The organism is Streptacidiphilus sp. BW17, from assembly GCF_041262485.1.
Lineage (GTDB): Bacteria > Actinomycetota > Actinomycetes > Streptomycetales > Streptomycetaceae > Streptacidiphilus.
The window spans coordinates 1-16411 of record NZ_JBGCCR010000064.1 but is presented as its reverse complement, the minus strand read 5'-3'; the positions used below and the strand labels follow the sequence as shown (position 1 = coordinate 16411).

16 protein-coding genes and 5 tRNA genes are annotated in these 16411 nt (G+C 70.9%); 11 read left to right on the top strand and 10 right to left on the bottom strand.

Going from position 1 to position 16411, the window contains the following annotated elements; all coding sequences use genetic code 11:
* Positions 1–23: 23 nt before the first annotated feature.
* From ABH940_RS36450 to ABH940_RS36440, 3 genes are all read right to left on the bottom strand, one after another.
* Positions 24–95 (bottom strand) — tRNA-Val (locus ABH940_RS36450).
* A 1-nt stretch (position 96) separates the two neighbouring features.
* Positions 97–170: transfer RNA gene (locus ABH940_RS36445), tRNA-Cys, on the bottom strand.
* Positions 171–201: 31 nt separating this feature from the next.
* Positions 202–274: transfer RNA gene (locus ABH940_RS36440), tRNA-Gly, on the bottom strand.
* A 228-nt stretch (positions 275–502) separates the two neighbouring features.
* Here ABH940_RS36440 and ABH940_RS36435 point away from each other — a divergent pair.
* From ABH940_RS36435 to ABH940_RS36425, 3 genes are all read left to right on the top strand, one after another.
* Positions 503–1549: a chorismate-binding protein gene (locus ABH940_RS36435; RefSeq protein ID WP_370107236.1), complete on the top strand. Its 1047-nt coding sequence runs from the start codon at positions 503–505 to the stop codon at positions 1547–1549.
* A gap of 112 nt (positions 1550–1661) precedes the next feature.
* Positions 1662–2483 carry an aminotransferase class IV gene (locus tag ABH940_RS36430; protein ID WP_370072692.1) on the top strand — a complete coding sequence of 274 codons (822 nt, stop codon included), beginning with the start codon at positions 1662–1664 and terminating at the stop codon, positions 2481–2483.
* On the top strand, positions 2483–3319 hold the full coding sequence (locus tag ABH940_RS36425) for a GNAT family N-acetyltransferase (protein WP_370107235.1): 837 nt from the start codon (positions 2483–2485) through the stop codon (positions 3317–3319). The genes ABH940_RS36430 and ABH940_RS36425 overlap by 1 nt, the downstream gene beginning before the upstream one ends.
* Positions 3320–3391: 72 nt before the next feature.
* Here the strand turns inward: ABH940_RS36425 and ABH940_RS36420 are convergent, their stop codons facing one another.
* On the bottom strand, positions 3392–3901 hold the full coding sequence (locus ABH940_RS36420; protein WP_370072679.1) for a DsbA family protein: 510 nt from the start codon (positions 3899–3901) through the stop codon (positions 3392–3394).
* Between the two features lie 93 nt (positions 3902–3994).
* On the opposite strand from ABH940_RS36420, the gene ABH940_RS36415 reads away from it, so the two are divergent.
* Positions 3995–4495 carry a hypothetical protein gene (locus ABH940_RS36415; protein WP_370107234.1) on the top strand — a complete coding sequence of 167 codons (501 nt, stop codon included), beginning with the start codon at positions 3995–3997 and terminating at the stop codon, positions 4493–4495.
* A gap of 55 nt (positions 4496–4550) precedes the next feature.
* Here the strand turns inward: ABH940_RS36415 and ABH940_RS36410 are convergent, their stop codons facing one another.
* The 3 genes from ABH940_RS36410 to ABH940_RS36400 form a co-directional block, all read right to left on the bottom strand.
* The gene (locus ABH940_RS36410) at positions 4551–5705 is read right to left on the bottom strand and encodes a low temperature requirement protein A (RefSeq protein WP_370107233.1); all 1155 of its coding nucleotides are present in this window, start codon (positions 5703–5705) and stop codon (positions 4551–4553) included.
* Entirely contained in the window at positions 5702–6340 is a 639-nt protein-coding gene (locus ABH940_RS36405; RefSeq protein ID WP_370107232.1) for a CGNR zinc finger domain-containing protein, read from the bottom strand. Before ABH940_RS36405 ends, ABH940_RS36410 begins: the two co-directional genes overlap by 4 nt.
* A gap of 362 nt (positions 6341–6702) precedes the next feature.
* Positions 6703–7116 carry an SsgA family sporulation/cell division regulator gene (locus tag ABH940_RS36400; protein ID WP_034091203.1) on the bottom strand — a complete coding sequence of 138 codons (414 nt, stop codon included), beginning with the start codon at positions 7114–7116 and terminating at the stop codon, positions 6703–6705.
* A gap of 309 nt (positions 7117–7425) precedes the next feature.
* Here ABH940_RS36400 and ABH940_RS36395 point away from each other — a divergent pair.
* A tRNA-Val gene (locus ABH940_RS36395) sits at positions 7426–7497 on the top strand.
* Between the two features lie 90 nt (positions 7498–7587).
* On the opposite strand, the gene ABH940_RS36390 is transcribed toward ABH940_RS36395, so the two are convergent.
* Positions 7588–8025, bottom strand: coding sequence for an isochorismatase family protein (locus ABH940_RS36390; protein WP_370107231.1), 438 nt, complete (start codon positions 8023–8025; stop codon positions 7588–7590).
* Between the two features lie 116 nt (positions 8026–8141).
* Between ABH940_RS36390 and ABH940_RS36385 the strand changes: the two genes are divergently transcribed.
* Positions 8142–8213, top strand: a tRNA-Val gene (locus ABH940_RS36385).
* Between the two features lie 100 nt (positions 8214–8313).
* Here ABH940_RS36385 and ABH940_RS36380 read toward each other — a convergent pair.
* The gene (locus tag ABH940_RS36380) at positions 8314–9039 is read right to left on the bottom strand and encodes an exonuclease domain-containing protein (protein WP_370072684.1); all 726 of its coding nucleotides are present in this window, start codon (positions 9037–9039) and stop codon (positions 8314–8316) included.
* Between the two features lie 233 nt (positions 9040–9272).
* Between ABH940_RS36380 and ABH940_RS36375 the strand changes: the two genes are divergently transcribed.
* From ABH940_RS36375 to ABH940_RS36360, 4 genes are all read left to right on the top strand, one after another.
* Positions 9273–9830, top strand: coding sequence for a DUF4365 domain-containing protein (locus ABH940_RS36375; RefSeq protein ID WP_370072685.1), 558 nt, complete (start codon positions 9273–9275; stop codon positions 9828–9830).
* Positions 9831–9873: 43 nt separating this feature from the next.
* Positions 9874–11208, top strand: a complete 1335-nt coding sequence (locus ABH940_RS36370) for a hypothetical protein (RefSeq protein WP_370072686.1) — start codon at positions 9874–9876, stop codon at positions 11206–11208.
* Positions 11209–11298: 90 nt separating this feature from the next.
* Positions 11299–13275 carry a threonine--tRNA ligase gene (gene thrS / locus ABH940_RS36365; protein ID WP_370072687.1) on the top strand — a complete coding sequence of 659 codons (1977 nt, stop codon included), beginning with the start codon at positions 11299–11301 and terminating at the stop codon, positions 13273–13275.
* Positions 13276–13353: 78 nt separating this feature from the next.
* Positions 13354–13917, top strand: a complete 564-nt coding sequence (locus tag ABH940_RS36360) for an HIT domain-containing protein (protein WP_370072688.1) — start codon at positions 13354–13356, stop codon at positions 13915–13917.
* A gap of 99 nt (positions 13918–14016) precedes the next feature.
* Here the strand turns inward: ABH940_RS36360 and ABH940_RS36355 are convergent, their stop codons facing one another.
* On the bottom strand, positions 14017–15639 hold the full coding sequence (locus ABH940_RS36355; RefSeq protein ID WP_370072693.1) for a hypothetical protein: 1623 nt from the start codon (positions 15637–15639) through the stop codon (positions 14017–14019).
* 109 nt (positions 15640–15748) lie between these two features.
* Between ABH940_RS36355 and ABH940_RS36350 the strand changes: the two genes are divergently transcribed.
* Positions 15749–16156, top strand: a complete 408-nt coding sequence (locus ABH940_RS36350) for a thiol-disulfide oxidoreductase DCC family protein (RefSeq protein ID WP_370072689.1) — start codon at positions 15749–15751, stop codon at positions 16154–16156.
* Positions 16157–16411 lie beyond the last annotated feature (255 nt).

Here is a 16411-nt window from a genome sequence, read left to right as displayed (position 1 = left end):
GGTGCACGCCCCCGGAGGGGCAGTGCGCGATACTGGGATTGAACCAGTGACCTCTTCCGTGTCAGGGAAGCGCTCTCCCGCTGAGCTAATCGCGCATGGAGGTGGAGACGGGATTTGAACCCGTGTACACGGCTTTGCAGGCCGTTGCCTCGCCTCTCGGCCACTCCACCAGGAAAAGACCGACAAGCGATCTTCCTTCCGAGCGGACGACGGGATTCGAACCCGCGACCCTCACCTTGGCAAGGTGATGCTCTACCAACTGAGCCACGTCCGCGTGATCTCCGGTCTGCTTTCCGCTTACTTTCTGCGGTCCGCGTCCCGGCGACGTGTTGAACTCTAGCGGATTCCGGGCCCAGCTCAAATTCCGTATCCACCTGCGTGCCGTAGTCGGCAGTCGCCCCCACAGGCGCTCCTGCCTGCGGAGACCTAGACTTCCGCCTGCCGTACGTCCCGCAGAAGGCAGAGAGCACCCGTGATCCATCCGATTCCGTCGTCCGTCCCGATGGCCCGGTTCGCCGGCCGGGTCGCCACCGGATTGTGCGAGGTCAGCAATGATCCGGCGGTGCTGGACGGGGCCGGGTTCTGGGCCGTCGTCGCCGATTTCGAGGGCCGGATCACCTGCGCCCGCTTCGCGGACGTCCGCCTGGACATCCCGGAGACGGACATCCCGGAGACGGGATCGGACGGCTGGCTCGGCCCGGCTCCCCAGGACTGGCAGAGCTCGCTCGACCGCGACGCCTACACGGCGGGCGTCCGCCGGATCCGCGAGTACATCGCCGTGGGCGAGGTCTACCAGGCCAACCTCTGCCGGGTGCTGACCGCGCCGCTGCCCGATCCGTCGCGCGCCGACGTGGACGCGTTGACCGCGCGCCTGGCCCGGGGCAACCCGGCCCCCTTCGCGGGCACCGTGCGCCTGCCCGACCACGGCGTCGAGGTGGCGACCGCCTCGCCCGAGCTCTTCCTGCACCGGGACGGGGCCGTCGTCCGCTCCGGCCCGATCAAGGGCACCGGCCGCACCGAGGCCGATCTGCTGGAGAAGGACTTCGCCGAGAACGTGATGATCGTCGATCTGGTCCGCAACGACCTGGGCCGGGTCTGCGTCACCGGCAGCGTCACCGTGCCCGAGCTGTGCGCGGTCGAGAAGCATCCGGGCCTGGTGCATCTGGTGTCGCTGGTCGAGGGCCGGTTGCGGCCCGGCGTGGGCTGGCCGGAGCTGCTGGCGGCCGCCTTCCCGCCGGGCTCGGTCACCGGAGCGCCCAAGAGCAGCGCGCTGCGGATCATCGACGCGCTGGAGACGGCGCCCCGCGGCCCCTACTGCGGCGCGGTCGGCTGGGTCGACGCGGACCGCGGCATCGGCGAACTCGCGGTCGGCATCCGCACGTTCTGGGTCGACCGGGCCGACCCGGCCGGGCCCTGCGTCCGCTTCGGCACCGGGGCCGGGATCACCTGGGGCTCCGATCCGGACCGCGAGTGGGCCGAGACCGAACTCAAGGCGTCCCGACTGGTCGCGATAGCGTCGGAAAGCGAGTCGGCACACGTGCCGAGCTGAGAGCATGCAGTGAGCTCAGCGCCTGCAGTGAGGTCAGCGCATTCAGTGACGGCGCGCATGCGGTGAGTTGAGCGTATGCGGCAGTAACGAGTTGAGCGTGAGGGGTGCCACCGTGCAGATCTGGGTTAACGGCCGACTCCACGACGCCGAGGAGGCGACGGTCTCGGTCCTCGACCACGGCATGACCGTCGGCGACGGCGTCTTCGAGACGGTGAAGACGACCGACGGCCGCCCCTTCGCGCTGCGCCGCCACATCGACCGGCTGGAGCGTTCCGCGCGCGGCCTCGGGTTGCCCACCCCCGACCGGGCCGAGGTCGAACGCGCCTGCGCGGCGGTGCTGGAGGCCAACCCGACGGCGCTGGGACGGCTCCGGATCACCTACACCGGCGGCGTCGCGCCGCTCGGCTCGGAACGCGGCGAGATTACGCCCACGCTCGTCGTCGCGCTCGGCCCGACCGTCCGACGGACCGGTGCCACCCCCGTGGTCACCGTCCCGTGGCGGCGCAACGAGCACGCTGCGACGGCCGGGCTGAAGACGACCTCCTACGCCGAGAACGTCGTCGCCCTGGCCCGCGCCCACCAGCACGACGCCGGTGAGGCCCTGCTCGCCAACACCGCGGGCATGCTGTGCGAGGGCACGGCCTCGAACGTCTTCGTGGTCGTCGGCGGTCGACTGCTCACCCCACCGCTCTCCTCCGGCTGCCTGGCCGGGATCACCCGCGCGCTCGTGCTGGAGTGGACCGACGCGGAGGAGGCCGACCTGCCCTACTCGGTGCTGCAGGAGGCGGAGGAGGTCTTCCTGACCGGAACCCTCCGCGACGTCCAGGGCGTCTCCCGGGTCGACCAACGCGAACTCGCTGGCGCGCCGGGCCACGTGACCGTCAAGGTCGGCGAGATCTTCGCCGCGCGCGCCGCCGCCGACCTGGAGCCGTAGTGACGACGACCCTGCGCCCGACCGGTCCCGAGACCCGGACGCCGCTCGGCGGGCGCGGGCGTGACTACGCGATCTGCGTCAACGGACGGCCGGTCGGCGGCGTCCGCCTGCGCGTCGCGCCGGGCGACGTGGGCGTGCTGATCGACCTGGCGGTGGACGAGCCGGATCGCGGTCGGGGACGCGGCACCGTCGCCGTCCTCGCCGCCGAGGAGATCCTGCGCTCCTGGGGCTGCCGCCGCGCCGAGCTGTCGGTGCTGCCGGAGCGCTCGCCCGAGCCCGACCGCGCCATCCGCTGGGTGGCGGGCCTCGGCTACGCCCCGGCCGCCCGCAACATGGTCAAGCAACTCCCGGACACCGCACCGGTGTTGCCCGCCGGAACGGTCGGCCGACCGATGACCTGGGCGGAGTACCCGGTGTGGCTGGCGCAGGAGACGGCGGGCTATCTCGAGCTGCTGGTCGGCATGGGGATGACGCCCGACCAGGCGCGGATCAAGAGCGACGCGGACCACGCGGCCATGCTCGGCGGGGGCCTCGACACCCCGGACACCGTGATCAGTCGCCTGACCGTCGACGGCGTCCCGGTCGGGACGGTCTGGATCAACACCTCCGAGTCGGGCCGCCGACCGGCCTGGGTCTACGACGTGTTGGTGGACGAGGCGCAGCGGGGTCGCGGCCACGGGCGGTCGCTGATGCTGCTCGCCGAGGGCCTCACCCTCGACGCCGGTCGACGCCGTCTCGGCCTGAACGTCCACGCCGGGAACACCCCGGCCGAGCGGCTCTACGAGTCGCTGGGCTACCGCACCGTCCGCTGGGTCTTCGGCAAGTCGCTGCTCTGAGCAACGGCCGTGGGCCGGACCGGGACTTCCCCGGTCCGGCCCACGGCCGAAAACGTCAGCAGGCCGGCGGTGTCACTCGCCCAGCAGGGCGAGGAGTCGCTCGCGCAGACCGTCCTGGCTCTTGCTGCCGTCGAGGCGCTCGCGGCCGACGACCCAGTTCGGGGTGCCCTTGACGCCGATGGCCTTGCCCTCGGCGTGGTCGGCCTCGACCGTGAAGCTGTGGCGGCCGTCGATCAGCGCCGTGTCCATCTCCTCGGCGTCCAGGCCGAGCTCCTCCGCGACCTTCAGCAGCAGCTTGAGCCCGCTGCGGTCCAGCTCCTCGGTGCGGGCCAGCACCGCCTCCACGAACGGCCAGCCCTTGCCCTGGGCGAAGGCCTCCTCGGCGGCCTCGGCCGCCTGGAAGGAGAACGTGTGCTTCTCCAGCGGGAAGTGGCGCAGCACGATCTCCACGCGGTCGCCGTGCGCGGCGCGCAGCGCGTGTACGTCGTCGAGCGCGGTGGCGCAGTCGGGACACTGCAGCTCGCACCAGAGCTCGACGGTCTTGACGGGGGACGCGGACGCGCCCGAGGAACTTTCGGTCATGCTCGCAAGTCTCCCATTTATGGGCACGATGGTTATGACGCCCGCTGGCCCAGCAGCCCGGCGGCATCCCGGCAGCAGAAGGAGAGCCCGATCATGACCGGCATCATCTGCATGGCACTCTCGGCCGTGGGCGTGGTGCTCGCGGTGCTCACCGCCTCGCGCGGACGGTTTCGGGCGGGGATCCGGTGGCTCGCGGTCGCTCTGGTCCCGACCGGGCTCTGGCTGACCGGCCTGATCACGGTCTTCCGGCAGATCGGCCACAGCCTGGCGAGCTGGGCCACTCACCTGGTCTTCGACCCCCGGGTGTGGATCGGGGTCGTGATGCTGGGCGTGGCGGTCGTAGTGCTGTTCAGCACCGGCGTGCGGCTGCGTCGGGGCAGGGGGAAGGGCACGTCGCAGGGCAACGGCACGTCGGTCGCCGCCAAGCAGCCCGCCCCGGCGGCCACCACCGGACGCCCGGCGGGAGCCGGCCAGGCACTTCCCGCCTCGTCGTCCGGCAAGTCCGGCAAGCCCGGCACGTCCGGTGGGAGCGGCGGTACGGACCTGGGCGACTTCTCCGACATCGAGGAGATCCTCAAGCGCCGCGGCATCTGACCGGCTCTCCGGGCGGCTGGCCGGGCGACTGCCCGCGCGCTCGGCGGCCGTCGGATCACGCCCGCTTCAGGCGCGTCCGTTCCCACAGAATCAGGCCGATCAGCAGGCCGGCCGTCGCGGCCAGGGCCGCACAGCCCCCGGACCAGAGCAGTGCGGGCACGCCCGCGGCGAGCACGGCGGCTGCGGCCACCAGGCGCGGCACGGGCCACCGCCCGGCCAAGGTCCAGTGGAAGTAGGCCAGTCCAACGAGGTACAGGGCGGTCCCGAGCGGCAGCATGGCGGCGGGCAGTCCGTGCAACGGCTCGGTGAACGCGTCGATCGCCTCCTGCATCCCGACCGCCGAAAGGGCGATGCCGAAGATGACGAACAGGTACGCGTAGCCGAAGGAGAGGACCGCGACGCGGGTGCGACGTTGCGCCGGGACCCGCTCCAGCAGGGTCAGACTGTCGTGCTCCTCGCGGTCGAAGTAGAGCCACCACATCGCCGCGCTGACGGCCAGCGCCAGCAGAGCGCCCACCAGCACCGCCGTCAGCCGGTCCTCGTGCGTCGCCGCCGCGCCGACCTCGGTGATCGACTCGCCGAGCACGATGATCACCGCCAGCCCGTGCCGCTCCACGAAGTGCCCGACGCCCACGCTGAACCCGCCGACGCCGCCGTGGAACGGAGTCACCCACTCGATCAGCACGGCGACCGCCCACACCCAGGCGCGCTCGTGCGCGGGAACCGCCCCGGCGGCGAGCACCACCAGCGCGCTGATCACGTTGATCGGGCCGATCCTGGTGATCCCGAGGTGGCCGGAGGTGCCCAGGAATCCGAAGGCGTGCACCAGCACCACGAGGAGGTACGCCGCACCGAAGACCAGCCCCCACGGGCCCGGTTCCGCCGCGCGCGGCACCGCCATCGACATCACGAAGAACCCCGCCGTTCCGAGCAGGAGCAGCAGGCGGGGGCCGATCTGCTCCAGGTCGAGCGCGTTGGTCAACCAGGCATAGCCCCCGTACATCCACCAGACCAGCGCCAGCAGCAGCGCCGACTGGGCCAGGCGGAGCAGGTCGGGGTGGGCTGCGAGCAGCCCGGCGATCTGGGTGATGGTGAAGACGAAGACCAGGTCGAAGAAGAGCTCCAGCGGACGCACCGAATCCGCGGGCGCCGTGGTTCCGGCCGTCGCCGCGTCGGTCGGGCCGCCGCTCCCGTTGTTCCCGTCAGTCACGTCCCCACGCCGACACCGGGCGTCTCCGGCGTCGTCTCGCCCACGGCCGCGCTCCGCGTGGAGCCGAGCTCGGCCTCCGGCGGGGGAGCGACGCGCTGCCGCGCGCGGTAGGCGGCCACGTGCAGGCGGTTGCCGCAGGTACGGCTGTCGCAGTAGCGGCGCGAGCGGTTGCGGGAGAGGTCGACGAAGACCCGGACGCAGTCGGGGGCCTCGCAGCGGCGCAGCCGCTCGCGTTCGCCCGCGACCAGGACCATCGACAGGGCGATCCCGGACTCGGCGGCCATCCGGTCGGCCAGCGCCGCGCCGGGCGCGAAGTAGTGGATGTGCCAGTCGTGACCGTCGTGGTCGGTCAGTCTGGGCGTGGTGCCGGCCCGGGCGATCAGGCTGTTGAGCAGCTCGGCCGCCTCAGGGATGGTCGGCGCACCCAGCACCTCCCAGAAGCGTGCCCGCAGCAGGCGGATCGCGTCGAGGTCGGTGGCGGTCAGCCGTCCCACCTCGCTCAGTTCGCGGTGTGCCACGAAGCCGCGCAGGGCGGGCAGGTCCGGAAGAGCCTCCTGGCCGCAGGCTTCGGGGGACGTGTTCAGCAGCTCGACCAGAGCGTCGAGAGCGCATTCGGTGTCGTGGGTGATCAGCACGGCGGGGCTCCTGGCTCTCCGTGGCCCGACGGTTCGGCCGCGTGGTTGGGGCCGACTGGTTGGCGAGGACTCTACCCTTCGTGACGGGTCAAGGTCATGACGACACCATCGCCCGTGCTGACAGGCCCGAACGGGGGAGTGACGCGCGTCGACTGACGTGTCGACGGATGCGGCGACCCACGTGGCGGCGACGTGGCGACCGACGAGGCGACCGACGTGTGAGGGGCCTGGAAAAGCCGCTGCGGCCCGGCGATGGGGTCTCCATCACCGGGCCGCAACGGCCTTGCCGTGCTGCGCCGCGTGCCCCCGAGTAGCACGCCCGCGCATGTAGGTGCTGCGCTGTGCGAGGTCAGCGCATGGTGCTAGCTCTCCGCCAGGATGTGGCTCAGCTCCCTGTCGAGGTCGAAGTGCCGGTGCTCGGTCCCCGGGGGGACCGCGGCGTCGGTTCGCTTGAGGAAGGACTCCAGCGCGCGGGCCGGGGCTTCCAGCAGGGCTTCTCCCTCGGGAGAGCTCAACGCGATGCAGACGACTCCTTGTCCGTGGCTGCGTGAGGGCCAGACACGGACATCGCCGGTCCCGGTCGGCCGGTGCAGCCCCTCCGCGAGGAGGTCGCGGGCGAACACCCAGTCGACGGTCTCGTCGGCGCCCGTGTGGAAGGTGGCGTGCACGGCATAGGGGTCGGCCGTGTCGTAGCGCAGCCCCGCCGGAACGGGGAGGGAAGACTCGCTCGACACGATGAGGCGCAGGTGCAGCTCGCAGCTGACCGTGGTGTTCATAAGCGCCAAGGCCTTTCGCTCAGTGTGCGCTCGGGGATCGCACGTCGGCGAACGGACCATCCCACCGTTGGGCCCGGTGTAAACCCCTCTGTCCGGATTAGTGCGCTCCGGATACCCCATCTGGCGCAGTCGTCACAGACGTCACAGGAGTCACACGAAGCGGCAGGTGAGAGCCGTTTCGCGGTTCGTCCAGGGACGGTTTTCAGCCAGTGTCCGGCCAGTGGGCGCAGCTCTGCCAGCGCCCCGGCGCAACGGGCCGGAGCGGTGCCGGAGCAGGGGTCGGCATGCGGTAGTGTTTTCCCTGCGCCCGGGCGATTAGCTCAGTGGGAGAGCGCTTCGTTCACACCGAAGAGGTCACTGGTTCGAACCCAGTATCGCCCACCCCGGACCGAAGGCTCGCAGGTCGTCGACCTGCGGGCCTTCGGCGTGTCCCGATCGGAGCAGCGCGGCTTCAGCCGGATCAGCGGGGCGTCAGCTGAAGGGGACCGCGTCCGCGTCGGCGATCACCGCGCCGACCGCCGCCAGCTCGTCCTCCACCCGTCGCGCCGCCTCCATGGTGAACCCCTCGTGCGCGCCGGAGGCCAGCACCACGCGGTAGCCGCGTCCGAGCGCCGCCGTCACCGTGGCCGAGACGGCGTGCTCGCTCCAGACTCCGGCCACCACCAGTCGGCTCCCCGCCGGGAGCGCCTCGGTGAGGGCGCTGCCGAGGAAGGCGTTCTCGTCGGTGCGGTCGACCACTGTTTCCCCGTGCCAGGAGCCGAAGAGCAGTGGCTGGCCGTCGCTGCGGACGTGGACGACGGGCGCACCCGCGTTTCTGGCCCGACTGAGCAGTGTGCGCAGGGACGAGGCGACGGAGGGGGTGAGCAGCATGTCGCGCTGGACGTCGAGGAGCAGCAGTGCGGTGGCCATACGACCAGGTTAGCACTGGTGTTCGAATCGTTCGGATCGTTCGAGTCGAACGACGAGGGCTCGGGATAGGCATTTCTGGCATCGGCCCAGGCAGTGCTAATGTTCTCTGCGTGCCCGGGCGATTAGCTCAGTGGGAGAGCGCTTCGTTCACACCGAAGAGGTCACTGGTTCGAACCCAGTATCGCCCACCCGTGCAGGACATGAAGGCCCCTCAGTTGAGGGGCCTTCAGCTGTTCTTCCCCTTCTTTCGGTCCTTCGCAGGGCCTTCGCCAGACCTTCCTCCGCCACTCAGGCGGCCTGCTCCAGGGGGAGCCGCAGCGGCCAGGCCCGATCCACCGGGGTGGGTGTACCGCTGCGCGAGAACCACTGTTCGAGTCCGCGCGCCTGCGCCGCGTGCCACACCGCCTGACGCAGATGCAGCTCCGCCGTGGTCAACCCCTCCAGGCGGCCGTGGTGACGACGCCCTATGGCCCTGGTCAGCTCCATCGCCGCCGTGGCGTCGGCGCCGGCGTCGTGCGCGTCCGCCAGTGGGACGTCGTAGCTCGCGCACAGTGCGGCGAGGGTCCGCCGGCCCTTGCGGTAGCGGTCGAGATGCTTGTCCAGCACCCAGGGGTCCAGAACCAACAGCGGTGTGCCGGAAAAGTAGTGACTGAGCATCAGATTACGGTGGCGGCGCAGTTCGCGGTCGAGGAGGGTGAGGTCGTAGGGGGCGTTCATCACCACCAACGGCCGTCCGGCGCGCGCGCTTTCGGCCAGCGCGTGCGCGATCTCCTCCACCACGACTCCCGGTGCCCGGCCGTGCTCGCGCGCCCAGGAGTCGGTCAGTCCGTGCACCGCCGTGGCCTGCGCGGGAATCGGCAGGCCCGGGTCGACGGCCCAGTCCAGCCGCCGCAGTTCGCCGCCCGGCGCGTCCTGCAGCACCAGAGCGGCCGTCACGATCCGGTCGCGTTCGACGTCGACGCCGGTGGTCTCGGTGTCGAAGGACGCGAGCGGCCCTTCGTGCCAGAGCGTCATCACCGTCCCCCTGTCCTTTCTGCTGTCCTTTCTCGCCCCGTCGCTGTGATCTCGACGGATGGCAGAAACGGTTCACACCTGGGTAATACCCGGTCACTTTCCGCATTCAATCCTCCTGTCGGAGATACACAGCTGTTGCGTTGTTTCACGCCATCCAGTCGTGGAAAGACCGAAGTTGACGGGGTGTCCGAAACGGGGCGGATCCGCCCGTCGTCTGGACCGGAGCGGTACCGATGGCAACTACCTGGCCCGAACCGGCCGCGCCGGACGGGCGTTCTCTTCGCGGTCAACTCGCCGTCACCTCCTGCATGGAGACGCTGCAGGTGGGGTATCTCCATGCCGTGGCGGCCGCCGCGGGCTGCGCCCTCGCCTCACCCTTCCCGGACAACGGGATCGACTGGCATCTCAGCCACGGCAACTCCGCCCACCTGGTCGACGACGAGGCCACCATCAAGGTCCAGCTCAAATGCACCGCGCAGATCCCGCCGAACCCGGCCGGACCGCACTTCAGCTTCACCCTCGACAACGACCACCTGCGCAAACTCGCCCACCCCCGGGTCGCCGTGCACAAGATCCTGGTGGTGATGCTGGCGCCCCGTCAGGTCGACCAGTGGCTGCTCGCCCGGCCCGACCGGCTGGAGCTGCGGCACTGCTGCTACTGGGTCAACCTGGCCGGACATCCGATCACCGGCAGGCGGCGGACGAATGTCCGGATACCGACGGAGCAGGTCTTCGACGACCGCGCCCTGTGCGCCATCATGGCGCGTGTGGGGGCGGGCGACCGGCCGTGATCATCCCGATTCACGGGCATCCCACCGGCTCGGGAGGGCACGCGTGACAGCCAGGCGGCAGGACACCCCGGCAGATTCCGTGATCCCCGTGGCCCGCGCCGCCGTGCGAGCCCGGGGCGGACGCACCCTGCTGCCCCCCGCCGAACCCGATCTGCCCGACCCCGGACGGGTCGACCCCGCCGTGCTCACCACCCTGCTCGCCCGGCACGGCTGGATCCGCAAGGGCGGTGCGCAGGGCCGCTACAGCCGCTGGGCCCCGCCCGACGACCTGGAGCCGGACACCAGCCTGTTGGTCCCGGGTGACCGTCACTTCGACGACAGCCTCGACCTGATCGAGGAGGCCGTCCTCACCCTCTCCCGCTCCGGCGTCCCCTCGGCCCGCGCCATCCTGGCCGCGCTGCTCGTCCCCGGCGACGAGATCCACTGGCGACGCGAGGTGCCCGGTGTCGGTGGAGCGGTGGCCTGGGGCGCGGAGGCGGAGCTGCGTTCGGCCGCCGCCGCCATGCTCGCGGCGGCGGCCAAGGCCGGGCAGGCCCGGGCGGCGTACTTCGGTGCGCGGCTGGACGCCTACGCCGCCGAGTACGTCGAGCGGGTCCTGGTCGTCGCGCCCGGCACCGGCGCCGGGTTGCTCACCGCCTACAGCCCCGCGCCCGCCGACCGGCTCGCCACGACCACCCTGGTCCGCGCGCTGGAGACGCTGCGGGACGCGATCGACCTGCAGCGGGCCACCGGCCAGACCGACGCGTTCGACAACGGCGTCCGGCTCGGGCTGAGCCGCGAACTGGTCGGCTCGGTCGCCCACCTGGTCCGCGGCAGCGAGGGCGCGCAGGTCGGCTTGCACTGGTCGGCGCAGGTCGGCGTCCCGCATGGGTTCGGCAACCGGCGCCTGGTCGTCGACTTCTCGCCCGGCGACCTTCCGGCCCTGGAAGCGGCGGCGGCCCGGCTCGAACGCAGCGAACCCGCCGTCGAGGTCGCCCTCACCGGCGCGGTGGTCCGCCTCAAGCGGGCCGTCCCGGGAGCGGAGGGCGTGGTCCGGTTGCGGGTGCTGAGCGGCGCGGATGTCGAGGAGGTCCGGGTCCGCCTCGGCGACCGCGACTACCGCACCGCGGTGACCGCCCATCTGGAGGGGGCACCGGTCCGGTTGCGTGGCCTGTTGGAGCGCAAGGGCGGCTTCCGCAAGATCACCGGCGCCCGTGACGTCGCCGTGGTCGAGCTCGACGAGGCCGAACGCGACCGCCTGGCCAAGACGCTGCGCCTGAGCGGCCCCGGCGGGGGTGAGTCGGACGGCGTCGAGGGCGAGGACGACACCGATACCGACACGGACCCCGACAGCGACCCCGGCCCTGGCCCCGGCCCCGACCGCGGTGCAGCGGGGTGAGCCTGCGCGAGGGCGCCCGCCGGGTCGGTACCATCGTGATCGCAGCGCACTGCTGCCCTTCCACGAGGAACCGAGAGTCAGGAGAGTCCGGTGTCGGACGTCCGTGTGATCATCAATCGCGAACCCGACCGGGAAGACCGCGTGGTGACGACGGGCACGACGGCCGCCGAGCTCTTCCCGGGTGAGCGCGCTGTCATCGCCGCCAAGGTCGGCGGCGAGCTCAAGGACCTCACCTACACGCTGGTTGACGGCGACGAGGTCGAGCCGGTGGAGATCACCAGCGAGGACGGCCTCAACATCCTGCGCCACTCCACCGCGCACGTCATGGCCCAGGCCGTCCAGGAGGTCTTCCCGGAGGCCAAGCTCGGCATCGGCCCGCCCATCAAGGACGGCTTCTACTACGACTTCGACGTCGAGAAGCCGTTCACCCCCGAGGACCTCAAGGTCATCGAGAAGAAGATGCAGGAGATCCAGAAGCGCGGCCAGCGCTTCCAGCGCCGCGTGGTCACCGAGGAGTCGGCCCGCGAGGAGCTGGCGAACGAGCCGTACAAGCTGGAGTTGATCGGCCTCAAGGGCTCCGCCTCCTCCGACGACGGCGCGGACGTCGAGGTGGGCGGCGGCGAGCTGACCATCTACGACAACCTGGACGCCAAGACCGGCGACCTGTGCTGGAAGGACCTCTGCCGCGGTCCGCACCTGCCCAGCACCCGGCTGATCCCGGCCTTCAAGCTGATGCGCAACGCCGCCGCGTACTGGCGCGGCAGCGAGAAGAACCCGATGCTGCAGCGCATCTACGGCACCGCCTGGCCGTCCAAGGACGAGCTGAAGGCGTACCTCGACTTCCTGGAGGAGGCCGAGAAGCGCGACCACCGCAAGCTCGGCAGCGAGCTGGACCTCTTCTCCATCCCGGAGCAGATCGGCTCCGGCCTCGCGGTCTTCCACCCCAAGGGCGGCATCATCCGCCGCGCGATGGAGGACTACTCGCGCAAGCGGCACGAGCAGGCGGGCTACGAGTTCGTCTACACCCCGCACGCCACCAAGGGCACCCTCTTCGAGCAGTCGGGCCACCTGGACTGGTACGCGGACGGCATGTACCCGCCCATGCAGCTCGACGAGGGCGTGGACTACTACCTCAAGCCCATGAACTGCCCGATGCACAACCTGATCTTCGACGCCCGTGGGCGCTCCTACCGTGAGCTCCCGCTGCGCCTGTTCGAGTTCGGCACGGTGTACCGGTACGAGAAGTCCGGCGTGGTCCACGGCCTGACCCGCGCCCGCGGCTTCACCCAGGACGACGCGCACATCTACTGCACCAAGGAGCAGATGGCGGACGAGCTCGACTCGCTGCTGACCTTCGTGCTGGACCTGCTGCGCGACTACGGCCTGAACGACTTCTACCTGGAGCTCTCCACCAAGGACCCGGAGAAGTACATCGGGTCGGACGAGGTTTGGGAGGAGGCGACCGAGACGCTGCGCAAGGCCGCCGAGAAGCAGGGCCTGCCGCTCGTCCCGGACCCGGGCGGCGCGGCCTTCTACGGCCCGAAGATCTCCGTCCAGGCCAAGGACGCCATCGGCCGCACCTGGCAGATGTCGACCATCCAGGTCGACTTCAACCTGCCGGAGCGGTTCGACCTCGAGTACACCTCGGCAGACGGCACCCGTCAGCGTCCGGTCATGATCCACCGTGCGCTGTTCGGCTCGATCGAGCGCTTCTTCGCGGTGCTGCTGGAGCACTACGCGGGCGCCATGCCGCCGTGGCTGGCCCCGGTCCAGGCGGTCGGGATCCCGATCGGCGACGGCCACGTCGAGTACCTCCAGGAGTTCGCCCGCGAGGCCAAGGCCAAGGGCCTGCGCTTCGAGGTGGACGCCTCCGGGGACCGGATGCAGAAGAAGATCCGCAACCACCAGAAGCAGAAGGTCCCGTTCATGGTCATCGTCGGCGACGAGGACATGGCCGCGGGCACCGTCTCCTTCCGCTACCGCGACGGCTCGCAGAAGAACGGCATCTCCCGCGAGGAGGCGCTGGCCGAACTGCTCGACGTGGTGGAGCGCCGCGTCCAGGTCTGAGTCCGAGGTCCGCTGTCCCGCCGGAGCAGCGGGTATGGGTGTGGTGAGGGCGGTCCCAGCCGGGGCCGCCCTCCGCCTATGCTGATCAGCATGACCACGGAGCCGTACGAACAGTACGAGGAGCAGAGCATCCCTGACGGGTTCGGCCGCCTCTGGACCCCGCACCGGATGGCCTACATCCAGGGCGAGGACAAGCCGACCGGCCCCGAGCCGGACGACGGCTGTCCCTTCTGCGCCATTCCGTCGATGAGCGACGAGGACGGTCTGATCGTCCGGCGTGGGGTGCACGCCTACGCCGTCCTCAACAAGTACCCCTACAACGGTGGCCACTTGATGGCCGTCCCGTACCGCCACGTCGCCGACTACACCGAGCTGACGGCGGAGGAGACGGTCGAGATCGCCGACCTGACCAAGCAGGCGATGACGGCGCTGCGCACGGCGTCCGGCGCGCACGGCTTCAACATCGGCATCAACCAGGGCTCGGCGGGCGGCGCGGGTATCGCGGCCCACCTGCACCAGCACATCGTGCCGCGCTGGGGCGGGGACACGAACTTCATGCCGGTCGTCGGCCGGGTCAAGGTGCTGCCGCAGATGCTGAGCGAGACCCGCAAGTTGGTCGCCGAGGCCTGGCCGCAGGACTGAGCGGGGATGCAGGAGTGAGCGGGCATGCAGGACTGAGCGAGCATGCAGAGCGAGGGGCCCCGGACATCGCGTCCGGGGCCCCTCGTCGTACGGTCGCTCTCACGCGTCGTACACGTCGGCCTTGAACGGCCGGATGCCCTGGGCCTCCGAGCCCAGCATCTGCGAGCGGTTCTGGAAGCGCTCGACGTCGATGTCGTGGTCCCGCAGCACGTCCAACGTCGCCTCGTGGACCGCGCGCAGCACCGGGACGGCGATGTTGATCGCGTCGTCGGCCATGAAACGGTTGCTCCACGGGCGCGCCGCCCAGGCGGAGCGGATGCCGAACGGTTCCGGGAGCTTGACCGAACCGCCCAGCCAGTTCAACAGCCCCTGGTTCCAGGTGAACGGCGCCCGGGTGGCCAGTCGCACCACCTCGGCGTTGGTGACGACGGGCAGGGTGACCGTCCGCTCCTCCCAGAACTTGCCGGTCTTCTGCACCTGCTTCTCCGGCGCCTTCGGCTTGTCGCCGAACCAGCCCGGCAGCGGGCCGAGCGCGTGACCGGAGACCTCGATCCGCAGCGTCTCCGAGAGCACGCTCACCCTGGTCATCATGGTGATGACCAACTGGCCGTTCCAGAGCACGAACTGGGTGCCCAGGTAGTGCCGGGGGCTGCTCCCGAAGGACTGCTTGTTCGCGACGTCGGCCACCGCGGACGGCCGCATCAGGAAGCCGTCCATCTCCGGCCCCGACGGCCGGCCGAACTCGTCCGCGCCCTCGCCCAGCGGCAGCACCACCCAGTGCTTCACGTCGACGCCGGGGACGCCGCCGTCCGCCAGCGGCGAGCGCTTGAGCCGGCCCAGGCGCTCGTCCATCTTCCGCACCAGGTCGAAGGCGTGGAACGGGCGAATCTCCTCGAACCCCGGTGCGGGCTTGAGCTGTTCGGCGAGCTGCCAGGACGCCCAGCGGGGGCCGAGGCCGAGTATTCCCTTGGAACCGGCGTAGTGGACGATGTTGGTGTCCTGCTCGGCGGAGAGCTTGGACAGCTGCTTGCGCTGGTTCTCGGCCTTGTGGTCGTCCGGCCCCTTGGGCACCGCGCCCGGCACGGTCGGCCCGAGGGCGCCGCCCTCGAGCAGCGAGCGCCAGCGCGACCGCAACTGCTCGGAGGTGCGCACGCAGATCTGCCGCGCCACGAACCAGCCGGCCACCGGCACGATGCACATGACGCGCAGGTAGTCGCCCCAGAACCCGGTGACGGTGCCCGGTCGCCACGCCAGCAGGCCCGCGATCAGCACGGCCACGAGCACGCCGAAGTTCTGCACCACCTCGCGCCGCTTCGCACCGGACCGCCGGGCGGCCTCGAAGACCAGCAGCCAGAGCAACGCCCCGGGCAGGAACAGCAGTCCGAAGACGACGGCCACCAAGGTCAGCCGCTTGTCCCGCTGGTGGCGGACGTCCTCCGCCTCCAGGCAGTGCTCGACGACGAGGCGCGACGCCGCGCCGTACGACGGCACCATCGGCTTGCGCGTCGCGCCGAGGGTGCGGGCCAGCACGGCCTCGCAGAAGGCCTCGCCGAGGTTGGGGGAGAGCAGCCGGATCCGGCCCGACTTGTGCTTGACGCCCTCGGAGAGGTCGAGCAGCCGCTCGAAGTCGCCGTCGCGGTAGGCGAGGGAGGAGAGGGAGGTGGTGGCCCCCGAGCTCGGTGACGGATCGGTCCGCAGCACCTGCGGCCCGATGTCGCTCATCGTCACGGCGAATCCTCTCTGAGCGTGTGTCAACGGGCCTGCGGAGTCAGGGTATCGCCGCCGATCACCCGGTGTCAGGGGTTCCCGTCGGACCTGCGAGAATGGCTGTATGGAGCTCACTGCGGGCACCCCGGTCCTGCTCTACGACGGCGACTGCGCCTTCTGTACGACGTCCGTGCGGACGGCGGAGCGCGTCCTCGGTACGTCGGGCTGGACGGCGATCCCGTACCAACGCGCGGACCTGGACGCGCTGGCGTCCTTCACCGACGGCGCGGTCTCCGAGGCCCGCGCGGAGCGCGAGGTCCTCTGGATCACCCCCACGGGCACGGTCGTCGGCGGCGCCGACGCGGCAGCGAAGCTGTTGCTACGCAGCAGGCGGTTCCCCTGGACGGTGCTGGGCGCTCTGGCGTTCCTGCCGGGCCTCCGCTTCCTCCTCTCGGAGCTGTACATCTGGATCGCCACCAACCGCCACCGCCTCCCCGGCGGCACGCCGGCCTGCTCGATCTCTGACAGGTAGCTATGCGCTGAGGGACGTTGCACTATCCAGGGGCGCGGGGCTCTGCTGATCCGCGGCTTCGCCGCGTGGGCGCGACCAGGCGGGGGCTTTGTTGCCGCAGGTAGTTGCAACACCCAGGGGCGCGGGGCTCTGCTGATCTGCGGCTTCGCCGCGTGGGCGGGACCAGGCGGGGGCTTTGTTGCCGCAGGTAGTTGCAACACCCAGGGGCGCGGGGCTCTGCTGATCTGCGGCTTCGCCGCGTGGGCGGGACCAGGC